23 protein-coding genes and 1 rRNA gene are annotated in these 21,937 nt (G+C 47.0%); 1 reads left to right on the forward strand and 23 read right to left on the reverse strand.

Annotated elements, in window-relative coordinates; translation table 11 throughout:
• Positions 1-89: 89 nt before the first annotated feature.
• The 14 genes from rplK to J2T16_RS27520 form a co-directional block, all read right to left on the reverse strand.
• Positions 90-515 (reverse strand): 50S ribosomal protein L11, encoded by a 426-nt coding sequence (rplK, locus tag J2T16_RS27455; RefSeq protein WP_017692062.1) that lies wholly within the window; start codon positions 513-515, stop codon positions 90-92.
• Positions 516-583: 68 nt separating this feature from the next.
• Positions 584-1,117: a transcription termination/antitermination protein NusG gene (gene nusG / locus J2T16_RS27460; RefSeq protein ID WP_024633599.1), complete on the reverse strand. Its 534-nt coding sequence runs from the start codon at positions 1,115-1,117 to the stop codon at positions 584-586.
• Positions 1,118-1,139: 22 nt separating this feature from the next.
• The gene (gene secE / locus J2T16_RS27465; protein WP_024633600.1) at positions 1,140-1,331 is read right to left on the reverse strand and encodes a preprotein translocase subunit SecE; all 192 of its coding nucleotides are present in this window, start codon (positions 1,329-1,331) and stop codon (positions 1,140-1,142) included.
• A gap of 21 nt (positions 1,332-1,352) precedes the next feature.
• Positions 1,353-1,502 carry a 50S ribosomal protein L33 gene (gene rpmG / locus J2T16_RS27470; protein ID WP_072735843.1) on the reverse strand — a complete coding sequence of 50 codons (150 nt, stop codon included), beginning with the start codon at positions 1,500-1,502 and terminating at the stop codon, positions 1,353-1,355.
• 310 nt (positions 1,503-1,812) lie between these two features.
• Entirely contained in the window at positions 1,813-2,457 is a 645-nt protein-coding gene (gene sigH / locus J2T16_RS27475; RefSeq protein WP_024633601.1) for an RNA polymerase sporulation sigma factor SigH, read from the reverse strand.
• 172 nt (positions 2,458-2,629) lie between these two features.
• Complete coding sequence (locus J2T16_RS27480; protein ID WP_090924687.1) at positions 2,630-3,151, reverse strand: NYN domain-containing protein; 522 nt, start codon at positions 3,149-3,151, stop codon at positions 2,630-2,632.
• Positions 3,152-3,156: 5 nt separating this feature from the next.
• Positions 3,157-3,903, reverse strand: coding sequence for a 23S rRNA (guanosine(2251)-2'-O)-methyltransferase RlmB (gene rlmB / locus J2T16_RS27485; protein WP_090924688.1), 747 nt, complete (start codon positions 3,901-3,903; stop codon positions 3,157-3,159).
• A 49-nt stretch (positions 3,904-3,952) separates the two neighbouring features.
• On the reverse strand, positions 3,953-4,486 hold the full coding sequence (locus tag J2T16_RS27490) for a Mini-ribonuclease 3 (RefSeq protein WP_499019988.1): 534 nt from the start codon (positions 4,484-4,486) through the stop codon (positions 3,953-3,955).
• Positions 4,471-5,871, reverse strand: coding sequence for a cysteine--tRNA ligase (gene cysS / locus J2T16_RS27495; protein WP_499019991.1), 1,401 nt, complete (start codon positions 5,869-5,871; stop codon positions 4,471-4,473). The genes J2T16_RS27490 and cysS overlap by 16 nt, the downstream gene beginning before the upstream one ends.
• 65 nt (positions 5,872-5,936) lie before the next feature.
• On the reverse strand, positions 5,937-6,590 hold the full coding sequence (cysE, locus tag J2T16_RS27500) for a serine O-acetyltransferase (RefSeq protein ID WP_090924690.1): 654 nt from the start codon (positions 6,588-6,590) through the stop codon (positions 5,937-5,939).
• A gap of 521 nt (positions 6,591-7,111) precedes the next feature.
• Positions 7,112-8,566 (reverse strand): glutamate--tRNA ligase, encoded by a 1,455-nt coding sequence (gene gltX, locus J2T16_RS27505; RefSeq protein WP_499019993.1) that lies wholly within the window; start codon positions 8,564-8,566, stop codon positions 7,112-7,114.
• Between the two features lie 33 nt (positions 8,567-8,599).
• Positions 8,600-9,076 carry a 2-C-methyl-D-erythritol 2,4-cyclodiphosphate synthase gene (gene ispF / locus J2T16_RS27510; RefSeq protein WP_154892117.1) on the reverse strand — a complete coding sequence of 159 codons (477 nt, stop codon included), beginning with the start codon at positions 9,074-9,076 and terminating at the stop codon, positions 8,600-8,602.
• Positions 9,073-9,765, reverse strand: a complete 693-nt coding sequence (gene ispD / locus J2T16_RS27515) for a 2-C-methyl-D-erythritol 4-phosphate cytidylyltransferase (RefSeq protein ID WP_253491033.1) — start codon at positions 9,763-9,765, stop codon at positions 9,073-9,075. The genes ispF and ispD overlap by 4 nt, the downstream gene beginning before the upstream one ends.
• Before the next feature lie 102 nt (positions 9,766-9,867).
• Positions 9,868-10,953: a PIN/TRAM domain-containing protein gene (locus J2T16_RS27520; protein WP_090924694.1), complete on the reverse strand. Its 1,086-nt coding sequence runs from the start codon at positions 10,951-10,953 to the stop codon at positions 9,868-9,870.
• A 173-nt stretch (positions 10,954-11,126) separates the two neighbouring features.
• On the opposite strand from J2T16_RS27520, the gene J2T16_RS27525 reads away from it, so the two are divergent.
• Positions 11,127-11,522, forward strand: coding sequence for a nucleoside triphosphate pyrophosphohydrolase family protein (locus J2T16_RS27525; RefSeq protein ID WP_090924695.1), 396 nt, complete (start codon positions 11,127-11,129; stop codon positions 11,520-11,522).
• Positions 11,523-11,668: 146 nt separating this feature from the next.
• Here the strand turns inward: J2T16_RS27525 and pssA are convergent, their stop codons facing one another.
• The 9 genes from pssA to rrf all read right to left on the reverse strand — a co-directional run.
• Positions 11,669-12,400 (reverse strand): CDP-diacylglycerol--serine O-phosphatidyltransferase, encoded by a 732-nt coding sequence (gene pssA / locus J2T16_RS27530; RefSeq protein WP_090924696.1) that lies wholly within the window; start codon positions 12,398-12,400, stop codon positions 11,669-11,671.
• A gap of 41 nt (positions 12,401-12,441) precedes the next feature.
• Positions 12,442-13,518 carry a DNA integrity scanning diadenylate cyclase DisA gene (gene disA, locus J2T16_RS27535; RefSeq protein WP_251512077.1) on the reverse strand — a complete coding sequence of 359 codons (1,077 nt, stop codon included), beginning with the start codon at positions 13,516-13,518 and terminating at the stop codon, positions 12,442-12,444.
• 13 nt (positions 13,519-13,531) lie between these two features.
• Positions 13,532-14,899 (reverse strand): DNA repair protein RadA, encoded by a 1,368-nt coding sequence (radA, locus tag J2T16_RS27540; protein WP_090924698.1) that lies wholly within the window; start codon positions 14,897-14,899, stop codon positions 13,532-13,534.
• A gap of 290 nt (positions 14,900-15,189) precedes the next feature.
• Complete coding sequence (locus J2T16_RS27545; RefSeq protein WP_336121814.1) at positions 15,190-17,652, reverse strand: ATP-dependent Clp protease ATP-binding subunit; 2,463 nt, start codon at positions 17,650-17,652, stop codon at positions 15,190-15,192.
• Between the two features lie 196 nt (positions 17,653-17,848).
• A complete protein-coding gene (mcsB, locus tag J2T16_RS27550; protein ID WP_154892124.1) occupies positions 17,849-18,919 on the reverse strand; it encodes a protein-arginine kinase McsB in 1,071 nt (356 codons plus the stop codon).
• Positions 18,920-18,947: 28 nt separating this feature from the next.
• On the reverse strand, positions 18,948-19,466 hold the full coding sequence (mcsA, locus tag J2T16_RS27555; protein WP_090924701.1) for a protein-arginine kinase activator protein McsA: 519 nt from the start codon (positions 19,464-19,466) through the stop codon (positions 18,948-18,950).
• A 31-nt stretch (positions 19,467-19,497) separates the two neighbouring features.
• Positions 19,498-19,959, reverse strand: coding sequence for a CtsR family transcriptional regulator (locus J2T16_RS27560; protein WP_090924702.1), 462 nt, complete (start codon positions 19,957-19,959; stop codon positions 19,498-19,500).
• Between the two features lie 496 nt (positions 19,960-20,455).
• Entirely contained in the window at positions 20,456-21,640 is a 1,185-nt protein-coding gene (locus J2T16_RS27565) for a GNAT family N-acetyltransferase (protein WP_499020002.1), read from the reverse strand.
• Positions 21,641-21,846: 206 nt separating this feature from the next.
• A 5S ribosomal RNA gene (rrf, locus tag J2T16_RS27570) occupies positions 21,847-21,937 on the reverse strand; the annotation flags it as partial.

Raw genomic sequence — 21,937 nt, forward strand, 5'->3', positions numbered from 1 at the left:
ATTCCTCCTTTGTGGTTTTAGCGGATATACCTCCCACATTGACCGGCCGCGAATCGGCCGGCTTTACGAAGCCATGTTTCGTGTGAAAATTAGTCTTCGATGGTGATACCCATGCTGCGGGCAGTACCTTCAACCATACGCATTGCGGACTCAACGTCAGCAGCATTCAGGTCAGGCATTTTTGTTTCCGCGATTTGACGTACCGCGTCACGTTTAACGGTAGCAACTTTTTTCTTGTTCGGCTCGCCGGATCCTTTTTCAACTTTAGCTGCCACTTTCAACAGAACTGCTGCAGGTGGAGTTTTAGTGATGAATGTAAAGGAACGGTCCTCGAATACAGAAATCTCAACTGGAATGATCAATCCTGCTTGGTCAGCTGTACGAGCGTTGAATTCTTTACAGAATGCCATGATGTTGACACCTGCTTGACCCAATGCCGGACCTACTGGTGGTGCTGGATTTGCTTTACCTGCTGGAATCTGCAGTTTTACCATTTTGATTACCTTTTTTGCCATGATAGACACCTCCTTGCAAAATAGTGGTTAACGGGCCTCACAGCCCTCCCACAAGAAACTTGAAGAAACTATATCTTCTCCACTTGGGTGTATTCCAACTCAAGCGGTGTTTCCCGTCCAAACATGTTAACATGTACCTTGAGCTTGCTCTTGTCTACCAAAATCTCTTCCACGGAGCCCACAAAATTCGCAAAAGGACCGACTTTAATACGTACGGATTCCTTAATATCGAATTCAATTTTAGGCTTAGGTTCAACCATACCCATGTGCTTCAGAATTTGTTCCACTTCTTCTGGCAACAAGGCTGTTGGTTTGGAACCGGAACCTGTCGAACCGACAAAGCCGGTAACACCTGGTGTATTGCGAACAACATACCAAGAATCATCCGTCTGAACCATTTCGACCAAGACATAACCGGGGTAAACTTTACGCATAACGGTCTTTTTCTTACCGTCTTTGTTTACCACTTCTTCTTCCATCGGAACAAGAACGCGGAAAATCTTGTCTTCCATGCCCATGGACTCTACGCGTTTTTCCAAATTGGCTTTGACCTTATTTTCATACCCTGAATAGGTATGAACGACGTACCATCTTTTTTCCATATCAAGCCACCTGGGACCCTTCTTAAATAATCGCTTCGATCACAGCGGAGATGCCGATATCTACGACCCAAAAAAACAGCGTCATAACCACAACAGTACCAAGTACAATTAACGTGTAGTTCGTCAGCTCTTTACGATTAGGCCAGCGAACCTTTTTAAGTTCAGCCCAGCTTTCAGAGAAAAAGGAAATCAGAGATTTGAAACTACGTTTCACGCCGACTACACCTCCAAAAAACTATCTGGTTTCGCGATGAGAAGTCTGCTCGTTACAAAACTTGCAAAATTTCTTCATCTCCATGCGGTCGGGGTGATTACGCTTGTTTTTTGTCGTAGTGTAATTTCTTTGTTTGCAGTTCGTACAAGCCAAAGTAATAATTACCCGCATGATGTACACCTCCCGAAGACTTCCACATTGAAGCAGAGTCTCTAAATTGATCCTGAAAAAAAAGCCGTAAAATAGGCCTACCTAAAACACTTTATCACAAGGGTATAAGCATGTCAACGAAAGAATAACCTTTCGTCGATGGGTATTAATTCCGCAGGAAACGTAACGTATCTCTCATCTCTGATTTTTTCACTGCTCCAGTATGAACCGAGCGATTACTAGTATTTATCAAACCTTGACAATATAAACTACAGACAATAAAAAAAGACTCAAACACCGAGCCTTTTTCATCAACGACAACAACCTTTGTTCAATTATCTCGAACTTCCAGGTACTTTTCAAGTTTGCGTTTTACACGCTGCAATGCATTATCGATAGACTTTACATGACGATCCAAATCCACTGCAATCTCTTGATAAGATCTCCCGTCTAGGTACAACATCAGTACTTTACGTTCCAGGTCACTCAAAATCTCGGACATTTTATCTTCCAGGCCTACAAACTCTTCCTGGTTAATAATCAACTCTTCCGGATCACTGACCTGAGTTCCACAAATCACATCGAGTAACGTACGATCAGACTCTTCATCATAAATGGGCTTGTCCAGAGATACATAAGAATTAAGCGGAATATGCTTCTGACGTGTGGCTGTCTTGATCGCCGTAATGATCTGTCTTGTAATGCACAGTTCGGCAAATGCCTTGAACGAAGCAAGCTTGTCCCCTTTGAAATCACGAATGGATTTGTAAAGGCCAATCATTCCTTCTTGAATAATATCTTCCCGGTCAGCTCCGATCAAAAAATAAGATCTTGCCTTGGCGCGTACAAAGTTGCGATACTTGTTGATCAAAAACTCCAGCGCTTCGCTTTCGCCTTCACGGACCGCTTCGACAATGTCTTCGTCACTTTGGTAATCATACTTGGATAACATGATATCTTTGAGGTCGACACTCACAGACAATCCCTCCGGCTGCAACGCAAGGTACCCCGTTACTCTACTCTATGAAATATACGATCAGTATATATGATGGTACCTCCCACCGTCAACCACGGCATCCCTAAAAAAGAACAGCTATAACATAATTGTCAATAGTTTCAATATTGAAAAATTTGTAAGAAATCCGCTGTCAGCCTCGTCTCCAGCGTTCAAATTGCTGTAAAACATCCGGGCTTAATTTGCCCCCAATTGTATTCCGTGTTGACCTTGCCTGATCCTCTGCAAGCCGTTGTTGCAATTCCTTTTCATTTTGTTCCACTTCAATCAGCAGCTCTCTGGCAGATACGCGCAACGCTCCCTGTCCAAAGATGACATGTTGCTCTACCATATCGCTGGTTGCTACATAGATTTGGCGTCTTCGCATGCTTAGTTCCCGAACGAGTCTCTCGATACATTCGTCTGCCGTCTCTTTTTCCTTTGTAAAATGAACTTCAACTTTGCTCTGTGTAAAGGATTTACCGAGTCCTGGCACAAGGTAGGCGTCAAACACAACAATGACTCGACGGCCGGAGAAAGCCTGATAGTCCGCAAGCCGAAAGAGGAGCCTGTTCCGCGCCTCTTCCAATTCGTTTTCGGCTATTTTGGATAATTCAGGCCAGCCGCCAATCATGTTATACCCGTCTACAAGAAGCACATCACGGGAATCAGCCATATCATCTATTCCTGCTCTTGGCGAGCACGAAGCACCTCATACATAACAACACCAGCTGCCACAGAGGCATTCAGGGAATTAATCTGACCTTGCATAGGCAATTTGACCAGAACATCGCATTTCTCACGAATAAGACGTCCCATACCTTTATTTTCATTCCCGATGACAAGTGCAACCGGTCCTGTGAATACTCCATTGCCAAACACGCCTTCACGCGCAGTAACATCTGTACCAACAACCCATACGCCTTCTTCTTTCAACCGATCAATCGTTTGTGCCAGATTGCTTACACGAGCGACTGGAACATACTCTGCTGCACCTGCTGATGTCTTAGACACTGTTGCAGTTACAGCCGCTGAGCGCCGTTTAGGAACAATAACGCCGTGAGCTCCTGTGCAGTCCGCTGTACGCAAGATAGAACCCAGATTATGAGGGTCTTCAATCTCATCCAGCAAAATTAAAAACGGATGTTCATTTTTAGATTTGGCCGCTTCCAAAATATCTTCAACCTCAGCATAGGCATAAGGCGCTGCCTGCGCAACTACACCTTGATGTTGAATACCAGGAACCGTCTGGTCCAACTTGCGCTTGTCCACATGCTGAATGACAATCCCCTGTTTTTTGGCTTCCGCAATAATTGGTTGCGTCAAATGTTTCTGAGCCGTATCAGCAATCCATATTTTATTAATGGTCCGGCCTGATCGTAACGCCTCCGTTACGGAGTGTTTACCGGCAATCCATTCTTCTTCCATCCTCATTCGTTCCTCTCTGTATTGCTTGTTATATATTTCAACCCTGAAGCTATTTTGACGCGGATGCAGATGCTTGCTCCGCCAGCTCAATACCCAGCCCGATCAGTTGAATCATGCGATCATTCTGACTACTGCTATACAGATAACCGATCAGACATTCAAACGCCGTTGCATGTCTATACTCCAGCACATCTGCATTTTTGGGAACACTGCCCGATTTGGCATTCCGACCTTGCCGCACAACATCTTGCTCTTCTTCTGTCAGTTCAGCCTCAATACTTGTCAGTATGCGGCTTTGTGCTTTGGCAGATACCAGTTTGGTTGCACTGCGGTGCAGATGGTTAGGACGCATGTTCGCTTTGGATAACAGATACTGTCTCACGGCAACCTCATATACCGCATCACCGATGTAAGCCAGTGCGATTGGCGGAATCAATCGTGCAGGCCTGGAGGGTGGATAAGGAAACCATCCCCCCTCAAGTTCATTAACCTGATTATTAGTCACCACTTGCTTGGCCTGTTCATTCCGCTCGACAGAACCAGACAAAACATTCTCTTTTTCTCCACTCATTTGCGCCGCCATCTCATTCCCTGTGCGGTATCTTCCAGCAGAATCCCTTGAGCAGATAGTTCATCACGAATTTCATCCGCACGAGCCCAGTTTTTAGACTTACGTGCTTCCACTCGATCCTGAATCAAGCGTTCAATGTCCTCATCCAGAAGCTCTGGTTCAACATCCGTGTAGATTCGAAGCACAGCATTGAGTTCTCCGAACAGTTCAAGTAGTGCATGAATTTCAGCGGCATTGACCACATCTTGTTGCAACAACTGGTTCGCTTCCGCAGCCCACTCAAACAACGCCGTGATTGCATCCGGTGTATTAAAATCATCCTGCATTTTTTCATGATATTGTTGTCGAATCCGGTCTAGTTTTACTGAAAATTCAGGTGTAACCTCCTGATTAACAGACACAGCTCCCAGGCGATGTCTCAGGTTACCTACTGCATTCGCAATTCGATCCACACTGTTTTGCGCCTGTTCCATCGTATCTTCTGTAAAATTGAGCGGGTTACGATAGTGGGTGGACAACATAAAGTAACGAATCGCTTCACGTTTGTACTGATTACGCAGGTCTTTTACCAGAACACCGTTACCGAGAGATTTCGACATTTTTTCGTTATCAATACGAATAAAACCGTTATGCATCCAGTAATTCGCCAAAGGTGCGCCTGTGATTGCCTCGGACTGTGCGCATTCGCATTCATGGTGAGGGAACTGCAAATCCTGTCCACCGCCGTGAATATCTAGCGTGTCACCAAGGTATTCTCTTGCCATAGCAGAGCACTCGATATGCCATCCAGGACGACCATCTCCCCATGGGCTAGACCAGAAGATCTCACCTGGTTTGGCTGCTTTCCAGAGCACAAAGTCTTCCGGGTGTTCCTTCCGTTCATCTACACCGATCCGAATACCGAACTGCAACTCCTGCAGGTTTTGTTTCGACAATTGACCGTATTTTTCGAACTTTCCTGTTCGATAATATACGTCACCGCCATTTTCATATGCGAAACCTTTTTCAACCAGTTCACGGATAAAATCGATAATAAGCGGCATATTCTCCGTTACCCGTGGATTACTGCTCGCTTTAGGAATACCAAGTCCCTCCAGATCGGCATAATACGCGGCAATAAATGTTTCAGCCACATGCGGAACGTCGGTACCCAGCTGCTCTGCTTTGCGAATGAGTTTGTCATCGACATCGGTGAAGTTCACGACATAATTCACTTCATGTCCGATCTGCTCCAGATATCCACGAACCGTGTCGAAAAAGATCACCGGACGTGCATTGCCGATATGAATGTAGTCATAGACGGTTGGCCCGCATACATACATTTTCACTTTGCCAGGCTCTTGTGGAACAAACTCCTCTTTGGTGCGACTCATCGTATTATAAATCTGAAGTGTCATAGTCACTTTTCCTTTCATTCTAAACTACTTTTACTTGATTCCATGGTTTATGTTGATCGATGGAGTTATGTGCATTTCTCCGATTCTCGTGTATTTTGCAAAGTTCGCACTTCTTCCTGCAGCCGTTCAATCTCGCGCTGCATGCTGCGCAGAGAGTCAATAACTGGATCGGGCAATTGTTGATTAAGACGATCCACTCTACGTCCATCCTGTTTGACGATTCTACCTGGAATGCCCACCACCGTGCTATTGGCAGGAACTTCTTTCAGCACAACGGAGTTTGCTCCGATGTTGCTTTGATCCCCAACACGAAATGATCCCAACACCTTTGCGCCAGATGAGATAACCACATTATTACCAATCGTGGGATGTCTCTTTCCTTTTTCTTTCCCCGTTCCCCCAAGAGTTACTCCCTGATAGATCACGACATCGTCACCAATCTCACAGGTTTCTCCAATTACAACGCCCATACCGTGGTCAATGAACAAACGTTCTCCAATCGTAGCTCCAGGATGAATCTCTATCCCTGTCATAAACCGGCTAACCTGTGATACGAACCGGGCGAGCGAGTACCATCTTCGTTTGTACAGATTGTGAGCAAATCGATGGGCCCATATGGCATGCAGCCCTGAATACGTAAATACGACTTCAAACCAACTCCGGGCGGCCGGATCATTTTCAAAGACCGTCTGGATATCGGATCTGATCTTTTTGAACATGCTCGTTCCCCTCTTGTTCCGGTTCTCGTCCTCCGGGTTCGCCGGACGGCGTGTTCCTTGGTAGTATACTTGCGCACTCGCTAGACAAAAAACGCCCCTGCAGCACGAAGCTGCAGAGGCGTTAGTCGCGGTCCCACTCTGCTTGGCTCATTCCTCTTCTTGAATAAATGGAATGGGCCCTCTGGCGGCTCGGTAACGGGAACCAGTCGTCGCCATCTATCCTGACGTTTTCCTCTATCCAATGAATAGAAGCGGGGCCGGATTCGACGGTGCAGCTCACGGGTGCATTTCAGACTGCTGGACAGTGGATGACTCGCAGCCACCACTCGCTGAGCAGATGTAATCTCTGTTCACGCGCGGGGCCATCCTCTCTGGATCTGTCCGGATCAGCTTACTTCTCCCGGTCTTTGCTGTTCTATATGAACGTATTATGACAATTCAACCTTGTGTTGCTATTATAGCGAAAAGCCTTCGCACTGACAACCAGCAGAATTGAATGGCATCAGTTGAACAATGAATACTTACACTCGTGCCAGCAAACGCTCGATGACAGTGTCACGACCCAGCAACACGATAGTCTGATTGAGATCACGTCCATGGGTCTGTCCAGTCAAAGCAACGCGGATTGGCATAAAGAGCTGTTTACCCTTGAAGCCTGTTTCCTTCTGCACTTCCTTGATCAAAGCAGCCATTTTGCTTGGCGTGAATTCATCACTTGCCTGTACTTTATCTGCAAATGCCTTCAGCACAGTTGGAACCTGCTCTTCAGCAAGTACCGCAGCGCCTTCACTTTCCAGTTCAACTTCGGAACGGAAGAACACTTCGGACAGTTCCACGATATCGGATGCCGCATTCATCTGCTCCTGATAGAGATGTACGAGCGTATATGCCCACTCTTTTTGTTCAGATGACAGCTCCGCAGGTAGACGTCCTGCTTTTTGCAGATGCGGAATAGCCATCTCGGCAATTCGTGCAGGGTCCGCATTTTTGATGTAATGGTTATTCAAGTGCGCCAGCTTTTGTGTATCGAATACGGCCGGGCTCTTGGATAGACGCTTCGTATCAAAGATGGAGATCAACTGCTCTTGTGAGAAGATTTCTTCCTCTCCTTCTGGCGACCAGCCAAGCAGGGAGATGAAGTTAAACATCGCTTCTGGCAGATAGCCAAGCTGATCATATTGCTCAATAAACTGAATTACGGATTCATCGCGTTTACTCAGTTTTTTGTGGTTTTCGTTCACGATCAGCGTCATATGACCGAATTGCGGCGGCTCCCAGCCAAGCGCTTCATAGATCATCAGCTGTCGTGGTGTATTGGAGATATGATCTTCCCCGCGTAGGACGTGGGAGATCTTCATCAAGTGATCGTCCACGGCAACGGCATAGTTGTACGTGGGAATGCCATCTTTTTTCACAATGACAAAGTCGCCTGATTCCTTGCTGTTGAACGAGATTGTGCCTTTAACCATGTCGTTGAATGTGTATGTGCGATCTGCCGGTACTCGGAAACGAATGCTCGCCACGCGGCCTTCCGCTTCAAATGCCTCGATCTGCTCTGGTGTCAGGTCACGGTGTTTGCCGGAGTAACGCGGGGTCTCTCCACGAGCCGACTGCTCCTCGCGCTCCTGTTCGAGTTCTTCTTCCGTGCAGTAGCAACGATAAGCCAGACCTTTGTCCAGCAGTTCCTGCGTATATTTGCGATACAGATCCAGACGTTCCGTCTGACGGTACGGCCCGTATTCTCCGCCTACATCAATACTCTCATCCCACTCGATGCCGAGCCATTTCAAGTATTTCAGCTGGCTTTCTTCTCCGCCCGCAATGTTTCGCTTCACGTCCGTATCTTCGATACGAATGATAAATTTCCCGTTATTATGTTTGGCATACAAGTAGTTAAACAGCGCCGTACGAGCGTTCCCGATATGCAGGTGTCCCGTTGGGCTTGGTGCGTAGCGCACCCGAATTTCTGTGCTCATATGATTCCCTCCGTCTCTAATTGATTGATGATATCACACACGTACCAGGCATACAACGGATTGAGCGGCAATTCCCTCTCCTCGTCCAGGGAAACCTAATTGCTCGGTTGTTGTTGCCTTCACATTCACTTGTGCCACATCCGCTTCCAGCGCTTTAGCAATGACTTCCGCCATCTGCGGGATATACGGTGCCATCTTTGGCTTCTGGGCAATAATCGTTGAATCAATATTCCCAAGCTTATAGCCGCGATCCTTCACGAGTTGCCATACATGCTCTAGTAGTTTCAAGCTGTCTGCATCCTTGAATTCCGGATCAGTGTCCGGGAAATGCTTGCCGATATCCCCAAGTGCCAGCGCGCCAAGAATAGCATCGCTGATTGCGTGCAACAGCACATCTGCGTCCGAGTGACCCAGTAGCCCCTTTTCATAAGGAATGGTTACCCCGCCAATAATACACGGTCTACCTTCCACCAATTGGTGCACGTCAAACCCTTGTCCTACACGTATCATCGCTTCTTCTCTCCCTCAAGCCAAAACGCGGCATACTGTAAATCTTCCGGTGTTGTTAGTTTGATGTTGGTATAACTGCCTTCCACAACCTTAACTGACATTCCCTGGCGCTCAGCCAGCATGGCATCATCCGTCCCCAGAAACCCGTCACGTTCGGCGGATTCGTAAGCCTCCAGCAGGGAAGAAAGACGAAAAGCCTGCGGGGTTTGAATGCTCCACAGACTGCTGCGATCCGGCGTCGCTGTAACGATACCTTCCGCATTTACTTGTTTGATCGTATCCTTCACAGGCACAGCCAGCACAGCACCTTCGCCTGATTCGGCGGCAGCCATACATTCTCTAATCTGCTCACGGGTCACAAATGGACGCACCCCGTCGTGAACGAGAACCCCATCGGTGCTGAGCGCCCGAAGGCCTTCATGAACCGAATGTTGTCTCTCTTTCCCTCCGGGGATCACGCGGACACGCGTTTCCAGTTGGTATTCTTTTACCCATTCCAGGCATCGTTCAACATCTGCAACACCTGTAACCAGAATCATCTCACGAATCTCGTCCAGAGCCGCAAATACTTCAAGCGTATGTATGAAAACGGGCTTGTCCTGCAGCAGCAAAAACTGTTTGCTCTCGGTCGTTCCCATTCGGGTTCCCCGGCCTGCCGCCACAATGACAACGCCCCACCCTTTATCCATGCCGCAATCCCTGCCTTGTCTGTCAGTTTATCGCCGGGCGACAATTCATATCTCTTTCGATATCCATCATCGTACAACGATACACTACCCATCATACCGCTTTTATTGGGCTTTTTCCAACAGTTTCGGCTTGGCAAAAATCATTCGTCCCGCAGACGTCTGCAGCACGCTGGTCACCAGAACTTCCATCATCATGCCGATATACTCACGTCCACCTTCCACCACGATCATCGTTCCATCATCCAAATAGGCTACGCCTTGGCCATGCTCCTTGCCGTCTTTGATAATCTGCACCATAATTTCTTCACCTGGCAGCACAACCGGTTTCACCGCATTCGCGAGATCATTGATGTTCAGTACGGATACTCCTTGGAGTTCACAGACTTTATTCAGGTTGAAGTCGTTGGTTACGACTTTCCCTTGTAATACTTTGGCAAGCTTCACCAGTTTGCTGTCCACCTCGGAAATTTCCTCGAAATCGCCTTCGTAGATCAATACCTGTACATCAAGCTCCTTCTGGATTTTGTTCAAAATGTCCAGCCCACGGCGCCCGCGGTTGCGTTTAAGCAGATCCGATGAGTCTGCAATATGTTGCAGCTCTTCCAGTACAAATTCCGGGATAACAATCGTGCCCTCGATGAACCCGGTTTTGCAGATATCCGCGATCCTGCCGTCAATAATGACGCTGGTGTCCAAAATTTTATGTTCTTCCATTCTTCGCTCTTCTTCAGGCTCTGGGTGCCCCCATCGTCCTGACTTCCAGAATGCCGCCAGATCGTCTTTCTTTGCCATAGCCAGGCTATAACCCGAATATGCAGCGATCACCGTGAGAGCCACTTGCAGCACCTCTCCTGCGGTTCCGAGCCAAGCCAGGCAAGGATACATCAGTAAGGCTACGAGCAGTCCAGCCACGATGCCTGCCGCGCCAGCAGCGAGCTCGTTCATGGGTATCCTGGCTAAAGAATCGATACCACTGTTTAATCTGTTGGCCATCATTGTGCCACCGATCGTGCATACGGACATAAAAAGTACTGCTCCCAGCAGTGTTGATACACCCGCACCCAGCAGTCCCGCTGATTGAATCCATTCAGCCATCCAAGGAATGGACTTGCCTGCCAGATGATAAGCCGTGTACCCGAACCATGCGCCGCACAATCCAGTAAAAGTTAAAATGCCTTTTCTCCACATGAGTTCCTGCACCTCCTCAAGTCATTCTTCATTTTCATATCCAGTATGATCCAATTATCGAAAACCTAATCGCGTCAGCATGAAGTTTTTGGAAATGTTGTGCTCATCAGTTGAAAGTGAGACTTTTATTGGCATATAATGAATTCAATTCATATCCCGAGGTGAGTGGCAAAATGAGTACGCTAAGTTTACAGGCTTTTCAGGATCAAGTTTCCGAACTGTTGCTGCGCCATCGCAGCCTGATTGATGTACTGTCCAAAACGGGACAAGCCGGAGCCTCTGTTAACCGCGCTGTGTCCAAAGCCATTACCGAATGCGGCTGTATTGAGCTGCACGCCACCAAACAGAAATATGCCCCCGAGAGTGATATTTCTCAAGCCAAGGGCCTGCTGGAAACGCATGTGGAAGGTGAATTGTGTGAGAATTGCAAAGAGGTGATCAGCTCCGAATTGGGGCGGAACCTGTTCTATATGTCTGCACTCTGCAATCTGCTGGACATCAACATGGAAGAGGTCGTGAATCACGAATCACAGAAATGTTCGACGCTTGGGATGTTTAATCTGTCTTAGCTAATCCGTCCCCGCTACTTCGTCATATATCAAAGAATACAAGCAAAAAGCACGTACACTCCTTGTTAGGAAATGTACGTGCTTTTTTTGAACTCATAGGGACCTTAGAGTTTGCCGAGTGGTTGGTACTTACGTACCCTACCATTCTAGTTGTCAGAAGATCGCGATGATTTCTTGTCCTTGCGTTTCTTAGCACGATTGCGAGAAGCTGCCGTTCTTACACTGTATCTCATGCCATATAGGGCATATAACACCAGCGGAATAAAAATCAGCTTGGAGAGTTGATCCGGGAATAAAACAGCCAGTGCAACCGCAAGTAACACAACCCACGGAGCGATCCAGATCGCCTTGCGGGGTAGTCCGACTTTTTTGAAATTGGGATATTTCAGTGAGCTGACCATCAGATAAGACAACAGCAACGTAGCAATCATCATGCTAATGGGTCCGATATCCTTGTGAAACAGGGACAGCGTAGCCAATACACCGCCTGCAGCGGGAATGGGCAAGCCTGTGAAATACCCCGGAATGCCCGGGCGCACGTTAAATCTCGCCAAACGAATCGCACCACAGATCGGAAAAGCCGCCGTTGCAATCCAGGCAAAGATCGGCATGGAATCCTGAAAAGACACCATGAAAATAATCAACGCAGGCGCCGCACCAAATGAAACCATATCCGATAGGGAATCAAGCTCCTTGCCGAATTCACTTTGTGCATTCAGTGCTCTGGCCACCCGTCCATCCAGACCGTCGAGCAGCATCGCAACGATAACCATAATCGCGGCCGAGCTATACTTTCCGTTGATTGCCAGCAAAATGGCCAGCATACCCAGAAACAGATTACCTAAGGTAAAAAGATTTGGAATGAATCTGGTTAACATGTTGTTTCACCTCATCCATAAAAAGCCGTTATAAGCGATCTCTACATCTGTCTGTCAATAAACATCTGCTCTTGCAGACGTTTGAGACCTTCCTTGATGGTACGGGCACGAACCTCGCCAATGCCGTCCACTTCATCGAGTTCTTCAATCGTTGCCATGATGACATGAGGTAATTGCTCAAATTGATCTACCAAGTTATGAATAATTACATTAGGCAGACGAGGGATCTTATTTAATACCCGATATCCGCGCGGGGCAACCGAATCTTCAGAAGTTGCCGCAGATGAAGGATAGCCAAGCAACCGTACAATATGATGTGCATCAAGCAACTCATCGTCCGACAATCTTTTTAATCCCACGATAATTTCGCGAATCTTGTCATCGCTGTCATCACGAGCATAGTCTTTATACAGCAACCATGCTTCTTCCTCTGTAGTACCCACGAGCTCTTCCATTTGCATCGAAATGAGCCTTCCTTCATTACCTAGCTCATCGATATAACGTTCAATCTCGGTTTTGATCCGCAGTACCATTTCCGTGCGCTGAATAACATTAACCACCTCGGGAATCGTAACGAGTTCCTCGAATTCGGAAGCACTCAGATTCGTAAGGGATTGCTTGAGCACCGCTTTATACTTTTCGAGCGTTTGAATCGCCTGATTGGCTTTGGTCAAAATCACCCCGATTTCCTTAAGCGAATATCGAAGTGTTCCCTGGTACAGGGTAATAATATTCCGGCGCTGTGAGATGGAAACAACTAACTTACCCGTTTGTTTTGCCACTCGCTCTGCTGTCCGGTGACGAATGCCCGTCTCTGAGGAAGAGATGGATGAGTCCGGAATCAGCTGTGTGTTGGCATACAAAATCCGCTTCAAATCCTCACTCAGAATAATGGCTCCGTCCATTTTGGCAAGCTCATACAGGTAGTTCGGGGAGAAATCACAGTTAATCGAAAATCCCCCATCCACCACTTCCATTACTTCAGGGCTGTATCCTACAACAAGCAGTGCGCCCGTCTTGGCGCGTAGCACATTTTCCAGACCTTCGCGGAAAGGTGTACCTGGTGCGATCAGCCTTAACAAATCATTCATATTGTCCAGTTGGCTTGAATCCTTCATCTTGTTATGCCCCCTAATCTAAAGCAACCGCTAGTGCATCTGCCACGGTATTCACACCGATCAGTTGTATCCCGCGAGGATGTTTCCAGCCCTTTAAGCTTTTTTCTGGTAAAATAACTCGTTTGAAGCCCAGCTTCGCAGCTTCTTTCACACGTTGTTCTGCCCTGGATACGGCACGAACTTCACCGGTCAGGCCAATCTCGCCAAAAATGACATCATCCGGCTTGGTTGGCACATCTCTCAAGCTGGAGGCAATGCTAACTGCCACAGCCAGATCGACCGCTGGCTCATCCAGCCTCACCCCACCAGCCACGTTCAGATAGGCATCCTGTGTCTGCAGGAACATACCCATGCGTTTTTCAAGCACCGCTATAATTAGATTTAATCGATGATGGTCGATACCTGTTGCCATCCGCCTAGGAGAAGGGAAGTGGGTCGTGGAAATCAAAGCCTGTAATTCTACAAGCATCGGACGTGTGCCTTCCATACTCGCCACAACGGTAGATCCAGCTACCCCTAGTGGACGTTCAGATAAAAATAACTCGGAGGGATTACCGACTTCACGAAGGCCATCTTCCCCCATTTCAAATATGCCAATCTCGTTAGTAGAACCGAAACGGTTCTTCACCGCACGAAGGAGACGATACGTATGATGCCGCTCTCCTTCGAAATAAAGCACACAGTCCACCATATGCTCCAGCATACGCGGACCAGCAATGGCACCTTCTTTGGTAACATGCCCTACAAGAACCGTTGCAATGCCTCGGCCTTTCGCAATCCGCATGAATCTGGACGTACATTCCCTTACCTGTGCTACACTTCCTGGTGCGCTGGTAACTTCGGGCAGATATACGGTCTGAATGGAATCGATGACAAGAAAATGCGGCTGGATCTGATCCACCGCTTCCTCAACCCGCTCCATATTGGTTTCACAGAGCACATACAGCTCCGGCGAGAGTGCACCGAGACGGTCTGCGCGCAGCTTCGTCTGCTTTACGGATTCTTCTCCAGACACATATAACACGCGTAGCCCCGAGTGGGTCAGCGCATGAGAAGTCTGTAACATCAACGTTGATTTTCCAATCCCCGGGTCGCCCCCCACCAGAACAAGCGAACCTGGCACAATGCCGCCGCCCAATACACGGTTCAGTTCACCGATTCCAGTCTGTACACGCGGCTCCTGACCGCTATCTATATCTATGATAGGAAGCGGTTTATCTTTACTGTCAAACAGAGGAGAATTTCTTCCTTGTGTTTTGACTACCGTTTCAGTTTCTTCTATCATCGAATTCCAGGACTGACAGCCAGGACATTTCCCGTACCATTTGGGGGCTTCATAGCCGCATTCCGTACATTGAAACTTGGTTTTTACTTTGGCCACTTCAGCACTCCTATTGATTTTTTTATTTTATAGCAGCATTTTGCATTATTCGACAAAATTTACTCGTTGCCCTGACATACAGGGATACTAAAAGTTTACCATTGTTTGAGATTTTTCGTAAAGGATTATCGCAAACTTTACACATGTTCCTCATCAATATCGCTTCATCTCAATCAAATCTTCACACATCCCTTTATATATTCGTACATACGAAAAAAACCTCCCCGGCCAAAGCCAGGGAGGTTCTATATATGCGGCTAGCTGAATTCATTCAGCCACATACGTCATATTTATTTTGTTTCAATTTCCTCATTGGTTGGAACTGCTACTTCCTTTTTCGTTACAGACAATGCACCATTCTCTTCGTCGATGAGTAAGGAATCCCCTTTAGTCACATTACCTGTAAGCAACTCTTCAGACAATTTGTCTTCAATGTGCTTCTGGATCGCCCGGCGAAGTGGGCGTGCACCGTAAGCAGGATCAAAGCCAGCTTTCGCCAAGAAGGCCTTAGCGTTATCTGTGAGCTCAAAATCCACCTCGTACTCATTAAGACGTTTACGTAGGTCCTCACTCATAAGAGTAACAATCTCAGCAATGTGTTTCTCTTCGAGCGAATGGAATACGATGATTTCATCGATCCGGTTCAAGAACTCAGGACGGAAGCTTTTCTTCAGCTCATCCATCACTTTGCCCTTCATATTATCGTAATCTGCACCTGCATCCACAACAGCTGTGAATCCAAGAGTAGAATTACGTTTGATCGCTTCTGCACCCACGTTGGATGTGAGAATAATCAGTGTATTACGGAAGTCAACAACACGGCCTTTGGAATCCGTCAGACGACCATCTTCCAGCACTTGCAACAAGATGTTGAAAACTTCGGGGTGAGCTTTTTCCACTTCATCCAGCAGGACAACGGAGTACGGTTTGCGACGAACTTTCTCTGTCAACTGACCGCCTTCTTCGTATCCAACATAACCTGGAGGCGCTCCGACCAGTCGTGCTGTGGAGTGCTTCTCACCATACTCGGACATATCAATCCGGATTACAGCATTTTCATCACCAAACATCGCTTCAGCAAGTGCGCGAGCCAGCTCGGTTTTACCTACACCGGTAGGGCCGAGGAAGATGAATGAACCCATTGGGCGTTTCGGGTCTTTAAGTCCTGCACGTGCACGGCGAACAGCACGGCTAACCGATTTAACAGCCTCATCCTGACCGATTACACGTTCATGAAGAATGGACTCCAGATTCATCAGACGCTGTGTCTCTTCTTCTTTCAACTTGTTTACCGGAATTCCTGTCCAGTTGGCTACCACTTGAGCGATATCCTCTGGAGTGACTTCGGAATCGGTACGACCTTGTTTTTCTTTCCATTGATTTTTCGTTGTATCAAGCTCTTCACGGATTTTTTGTTCCGTATCACGCAGTGCCGCTGCCTTTTCGAACTCTTGACTCTGAACCGCGGCGTCTTTTTCCTTACGGATATCTTCCAGACGGCTCTCCAATTGTTTCAGGTTTGGCGGAATGGTATAGGAATTCAATCTTACTTTTGATCCTGCTTCATCGATCAAGTCGATCGCTTTATCCGGTAAGAAACGATCTGTAATATAACGATCCGACAATTTGACAGCTTGCACAATCGCTTCGTCCGTAATTTTCACACGGTGATGCGCTTCGTAACGATCACGCAGACCATGCAAAATTTGAATGGCTTCTTCCGGTGATGGTTGATCCACTGTAATCGGTTGGAAACGACGCTCTAGCGCAGCATCCTTCTCGATGTATTTGCGGTACTCATCCAGTGTCGTTGCACCGATGCACTGTAATTCTCCACGAGCAAGAGCCGGTTTCAAGATGTTCGATGCATCAATCGCGCCTTCTGCGCCACCTGCACCAATCAGTGTGTGCAACTCATCAATGAACAGGACAATGTTGCCCGCCTGACGAATCTCATCCATGATTTTTTTCAATCGATCCTCGAACTCACCACGATATTTGGTTCCAGCAACAACCGAACCCATATCCAGCGTCATTACACGTTTATCACGCAATGTTTCGGGAATTTCGTTTGCAATAATTTTCTGGGCAAGCCCCTCGGCAATCGCTGTTTTACCTACACCCGGTTCACCGATCAATACCGGGTTATTTTTGGTACGACGACTCAATACCTGAATCACACGCTCGATTTCCTTGCTACGGCCAATAACTGGGTCAAGGTTATTCTCTCTGGCATACGCCGTCAAATCACGAGCGAGGCTGTCCAGCGTTGGTGTGCTTACATTGGCAGGTGTGCCGTTGTGGCTGGAAACTGCTTCACTACTACCGAGCAATTGCAGTACTTGCTGACGTGCTTTGTTCAAGCTGATGCCAAGGTTATTGAGCACACGTGCCGCAACGCCTTCACCTTCACGGATCAATCCGAGAAGAATGTGTTCTGTTCCAACATAGGTGTGGCCGAGTTTACGCGCCTCATCCATCGACAATTCAATTACTTTTTTCGCACGTGGCGTATATGCAATGTTCGTAGGTTGCTCTTGGCCACGGCCAATCAGCGTTTCTACTTCATCCTGAATTTTTTCCAATCCGAGTCCCAGGCCGATCAGTGCTTTGGCAGCAATGCCTTCACCTTCACGAATGAGGCCGAGCAAAATATGCTCCGTACCGATGTTATTGTGACCGAGACGGACAGCTTCTTCCTGCGCGAGTGCGAGCACCTTTTGGGCCCGTTCCGTAAATCTTCCAAACATCATATCTCCTGCACCTCCATGGTTTTGGATAAAACGAGGGATTCCATTCTATTTGAATGCCCCTTCGTTATTCTTCATATCACTTTTGTTTGCAGCCATGCTGCGAATAAAATCATTGGTAGCTTCAGTCTAGATGGAAGCTTATTATATAAAAGCCGCAGATGCGGCATGAAACCCATATTAACGCTTAAAGGAAGGTTTAACCAGAACTTTTAGCTGCATTGATCGTATCACGAATTAACTGAGCACGGTAGATGTCGCGCTCATCTGTACGCATATCCCCAAATGTTTTTTGTAAAAACCCTGGCTGAGTCATTACATTCAACTCATTCATCACTGGAATCGATAATCCTTCCAACAAACCAAGATCTACGCCGAGCCGCACATCCGACAAACGTTGCGCTGCTTCCTTCGTATCTACAATCGCTGCATGAGACAAAATCCCGTAGGAACGCATCACTCGATCCGTAATACGCAGTCTGGAATCAGTAATGAGCCGTTCTCTTGCGGTACGCTCATGACCAATCATCTGTAAAACAACACCGTGGAGGTTGTCAATCACTTCTTGCTCCGTCTGTCCAAGTGTAATCTGATTGGAAATCTGGAACAAGTTGCCCATCGCCTCGCTACCCTCTCCATAGATCCCTCGCACCGTTAATCCCACTTGAGATACGGCACTGAGGATACGGCCAATCTGCTGAGTCATAACCAATGCGGGAAGGTGCATCATAACCGATGCCCTGACACCTGTTCCAACGTTGGTTGGACAACTGGTCAGATACCCTCTGCGATCATCAAACGCATAATCCACGTGCGCTTCAAAAGCATCATCTATAGCGGAAGCTTTCTCCCAGGCCTCTTTGACCTGGAACCCCGGATAGAGGCACTGGATACGCAAATGATCTTCTTCATTGATCATAATACTTACCGACTCATCCTCACTAAGAATTACGGCTCCGTTGGTCGATTCATTCGCCAGACTCGGACTAATCAAATGTTTTTCCACCAGCACACGCTTGTCGAGTTCGTCAATATCGATCAGATCGAGTGTAGTAAAATCACCAAAGGCGTGTACGTCATCGTACTGAAGTACTTCGCTCAGCTTATTCAGCACCTCTTCCGATTGCTCACTCGAAGCCAGCATTGGAAACGGGATATGCTGAAGGTTACGTGCGATCCGGACACGACTGCTGATTACGATCTCCGAATCAGTTGCATCACTGCGCATCCAGTCACTGAGCGCCTTCTCTGTAAAACGCAGATTAGGCATCATGCTTCCCTCCTACTTATGACAAACTTTACTCTTGAGCTATTTCTTTTTCAAGTTCCCGGATCTGGTCACGAATCTGAGCGGCCTCTTCGAACTCTTCTTGAGCAATGCTCTGCTGCAGATTTTGCTTCAGATCGGCAATTTGCCGTTTCACCTTAATACGCCCGCCTGCTCTGGCAGGAACTTTACCTACATGCGATGTACTACCATGCACTCGCTTGAACAAAGGGTCCAGACGGCTGTCAAAATATTTATAACAGGAACTGCAGCCAAAACGACCAACTTTGCTGAACTGGGCATACGTCATGCCACATTCTTCACATTGCAGCGTTTTAGCAGGAGCAGCACCTGAACTTTTGCCTGCCGGATCAAAATCGAGTATTCCTGATAACAGGTTGTGAATAGAGAATCCTCCTGCTGTTCCAGGAATCATCTCCCCCTTCTCTCGGGCACATGATTCACAAATATGAAATTCCGTCTTCTCGCCATTTACAATTTTCGTAAAATGAAGTGTAGCCGGACGTTTGTTACATTCTTGGCACAGCATATAGATGTACCTCCTTTGATCCCGATAGTTTTCATTTACCGAGCAAAGATATTAGCATTGCCTTCAACATTCTGGCACGAATTTGATCCCGGTAAGGAAGTTTGACCATAAGAACTTCTCTCGACACAGCCGCACGCATCAACCCGGCTTCCCGCTTACTTAAAAAACGCGCTTCTTCCAATTGATAAATCAAGCCTTCCGCAGCAGTCTGTCCAATCTCGTCACCAATACTGTGATGCAGATGGTTGTGCAGCGCCGATTGGGCAGGTAATTCAATGCGTTGTATACGAACATATCCACCACCGCCACGTTTACTCTCGACGAGATACCCTTTTTCAAGAGTGAAACGGGTGCTGATGACATAATTGATCTGGGAAGGTACACATGAAAACTGATCTGCCAGATCATTACGCTGAATTTCAATCATTCCTTCGGGACTTTCATGCAAAATACCCTTCAGATATCGTTCAATAATATCAGAGATATTACGCATCCAATCATCCTCCACTGTCTGAAACGTTAAGTCAATAAGGACCACACGCCCCCCACAGAGTACACCTTCTCCACCCATTTAACCACTCAGAGAAACAGCGAATCTTGCTGATACAAGTGTTAAACAGGAGAACAAAGGAAGCACGAAGGTCCTTGAATATCCCCTTGATCTTCCAATGATGTGTTCCGACTTACGGTACTTTTCATCAGAGAACAGTAAGAAAGCTAACGTCATATCATAGGTAAATAGCACGTATTCCAGAAATATAATCCTACGTATTTAACCTTGAGTTGACTTTGACTTTCTTTGACTTTATATACATTATAGCATATTTTACTGTTTTGCCAAGTGGGGGCACTATTCATTTTTTACGATTTTACACGAAATATTCGCCTGACACAAAAAAACCTCTCCCGGACCTCGGGAGAAGTTCTCATTGCTTCCAATTGCGCTTAGTATCTGTTGGAATGAAGTCGTACTCGATATAGATCGTCGCTCAAAAGAAATCAAGCAAATAGGTTTCGCGTTTGGGAACTGCCTTTTCCAGCGCTTGGATAGCGCTCACTGGCCCTTCCAATCTACCGATCTGTGCCATCTCTGCGGGTCTACGATAACCCATTAACACGGCTGAAAGGGATTGAATACTGAGACGAATCGGCTGATTCAGCTGACCTTCGCCATCCGATTTTGCCTTTTTCCATATTGAAGCGGTTCCGTTCATCGCCACGTTTAATTCCCATACACCTTCGTTCCACGGAGCGTAAGCATCTTCGACGTCAAGCCAAATCTGTACGGGCGAGTCTTGACTGGCAAAAGGATACTGCGAAATGAACTGCTCCACGCTCACGATTCGTGCCATAAAGTAAGGCACTACCTCTTGCCCAATCCGTGGATTGTCCAATTGAAATGCAAGCAGATCACTTGCAGGTGCCTGTAAAGTTACTTCGTTAATCATGGAATCGTGATTAGCAATGAACGTCCAAAGCCCTCGTCTGGACTCTTCATTCAAATGAATGAACTCACCGATGGTAAACTTACTTTCCTTGACTTCGTAGAGGACATACCCTTGCGGCACTCCTGCCTCATCATAGTATACAGCACGCTGGCTTCCTTTTTTGACATAAACGGAATTTTCCCACCACGCATCATCACGATTCAAAGTCCCATTATAGCGCGCTGCATAAGCGTCATACACCTGCTTCAATTCTGCAAGCTCAGCATTACCACGTTTGATCGTGCCTGGTGTCAGTTGCTTGGCAGGCAGTTGAGCCGTAGACAATTTGTATTTCTTATATTCAACATAGATTTCCCAGCCATACTTTCGATAAAAAGAAAACGAAAACGGATGCAGGAAAGATACACTTTGTTTATTCCGATTCATTTCTTCTAGTGCGTATTTCAGCAATCCTGCTACCCAGCCCTTACGTCTATATTCCGGCCAAGTCGCTACACCTGCAATTCCACCCATTTCAAAGGACCTTCCGTGGATATAGGTCTGAAAAGGAATAATCTGCAGCTTGGCTCCAACCTGACCATCCGCATAAACCCCCAATACATTATGCTTAGCGAATTCCTGGCGCCGCTTCTCTAACTGATCCTCTGTTAATTTAAATTGAAAAGCATACTCGGAGAGCGCCATACAAGCCTCATAATCGTCGATCGTTAATTTGCGAAGTTCCATACTAATCTGCACCTCATTTTCTTCTAATGTAAGTTCATTCTGTACAAAAGGCTGCTTGTGCCCTTTTCTTACATTTGAGTGTCTCAGAGGTTCCCTTTAAAGTCAAACAAGAGATGTAACGTTCACATCTCCTAAATCATAATGTCTTCTGAATTTTAATATATAAAATAAAAACCACCACCGAATTACATCGGCAGTGGTTCTTTGCTTGGCGGCGTCCTACTCTCCCAGGACCCTGCGGTCCAAGTACCATCGGCGCTAGAGGGCTTAACGGTCGTGTTCGGGATGGGTACGTGT

The organism is Paenibacillus intestini, from assembly GCF_030803945.1.
Lineage (GTDB): Bacteria > Bacillota > Bacilli > Paenibacillales > Paenibacillaceae > Paenibacillus > Paenibacillus polysaccharolyticus.

Bases quoted from the DNA above. Each gene is read 5' to 3' on its own strand.
- rplK (WP_017692062.1), bottom strand. From the start codon at position 515: ATGGCAAAAAAGGTAATCAAAATGGTAAAACTGCAGATTCCAGCAGGT.
- nusG (WP_024633599.1), bottom strand. From the start codon at position 1,117: ATGGAAAAAAGATGGTACGTCGTTCATACCTATTCAGGGTATGAAAAT.
- rpmG (WP_072735843.1), bottom strand. From the start codon at position 1,502: ATGCGGGTAATTATTACTTTGGCTTGTACGAACTGCAAACAAAGAAAT.
- J2T16_RS27480 (WP_090924687.1), bottom strand. From the start codon at position 3,151: ATGGCTGATTCCCGTGATGTGCTTCTTGTAGACGGGTATAACATGATT.
- rlmB (WP_090924688.1), bottom strand. From the start codon at position 3,903: ATGGAAGAAGAATGGATTGCCGGTAAACACTCCGTAACGGAGGCGTTA.
- J2T16_RS27490 (WP_499019988.1), bottom strand. From the start codon at position 4,486: ATGGCGGCGCAAATGAGTGGAGAAAAAGAGAATGTTTTGTCTGGTTCT.
- cysS (WP_499019991.1), bottom strand. From the start codon at position 5,871: ATGACACTTCAGATTTATAATACGATGAGTCGCACCAAAGAGGAGTTT.
- cysE (WP_090924690.1), bottom strand. From the start codon at position 6,590: ATGTTCAAAAAGATCAGATCCGATATCCAGACGGTCTTTGAAAATGAT.
- gltX (WP_499019993.1), bottom strand. From the start codon at position 8,566: ATGAGCACAGAAATTCGGGTGCGCTACGCACCAAGCCCAACGGGACAC.
- ispF (WP_154892117.1), bottom strand. From the start codon at position 9,076: ATGATACGTGTAGGACAAGGGTTTGACGTGCACCAATTGGTGGAAGGT.
- ispD (WP_253491033.1), bottom strand. From the start codon at position 9,765: ATGGATAAAGGGTGGGGCGTTGTCATTGTGGCGGCAGGCCGGGGAACC.
- J2T16_RS27520 (WP_090924694.1), bottom strand. From the start codon at position 10,953: ATGTGGAGAAAAGGCATTTTAACTTTTACTGGATTGTGCGGCGCATGG.
- J2T16_RS27525 (WP_090924695.1), top strand. From the start codon at position 11,127: ATGAGTACGCTAAGTTTACAGGCTTTTCAGGATCAAGTTTCCGAACTG.
- pssA (WP_090924696.1), bottom strand. From the start codon at position 12,400: ATGTTAACCAGATTCATTCCAAATCTTTTTACCTTAGGTAATCTGTTT.
- disA (WP_251512077.1), bottom strand. From the start codon at position 13,518: ATGAAGGATTCAAGCCAACTGGACAATATGAATGATTTGTTAAGGCTG.
- J2T16_RS27545 (WP_336121814.1), bottom strand. From the start codon at position 17,652: ATGATGTTTGGAAGATTTACGGAACGGGCCCAAAAGGTGCTCGCACTC.
- mcsB (WP_154892124.1), bottom strand. From the start codon at position 18,919: ATGCCTAATCTGCGTTTTACAGAGAAGGCGCTCAGTGACTGGATGCGC.
- mcsA (WP_090924701.1), bottom strand. From the start codon at position 19,466: ATGCTGTGCCAAGAATGTAACAAACGTCCGGCTACACTTCATTTTACG.
- J2T16_RS27560 (WP_090924702.1), bottom strand. From the start codon at position 19,959: ATGCGTAATATCTCTGATATTATTGAACGATATCTGAAGGGTATTTTG.
- J2T16_RS27565 (WP_499020002.1), bottom strand. From the start codon at position 21,640: ATGGAACTTCGCAAATTAACGATCGACGATTATGAGGCTTGTATGGCG.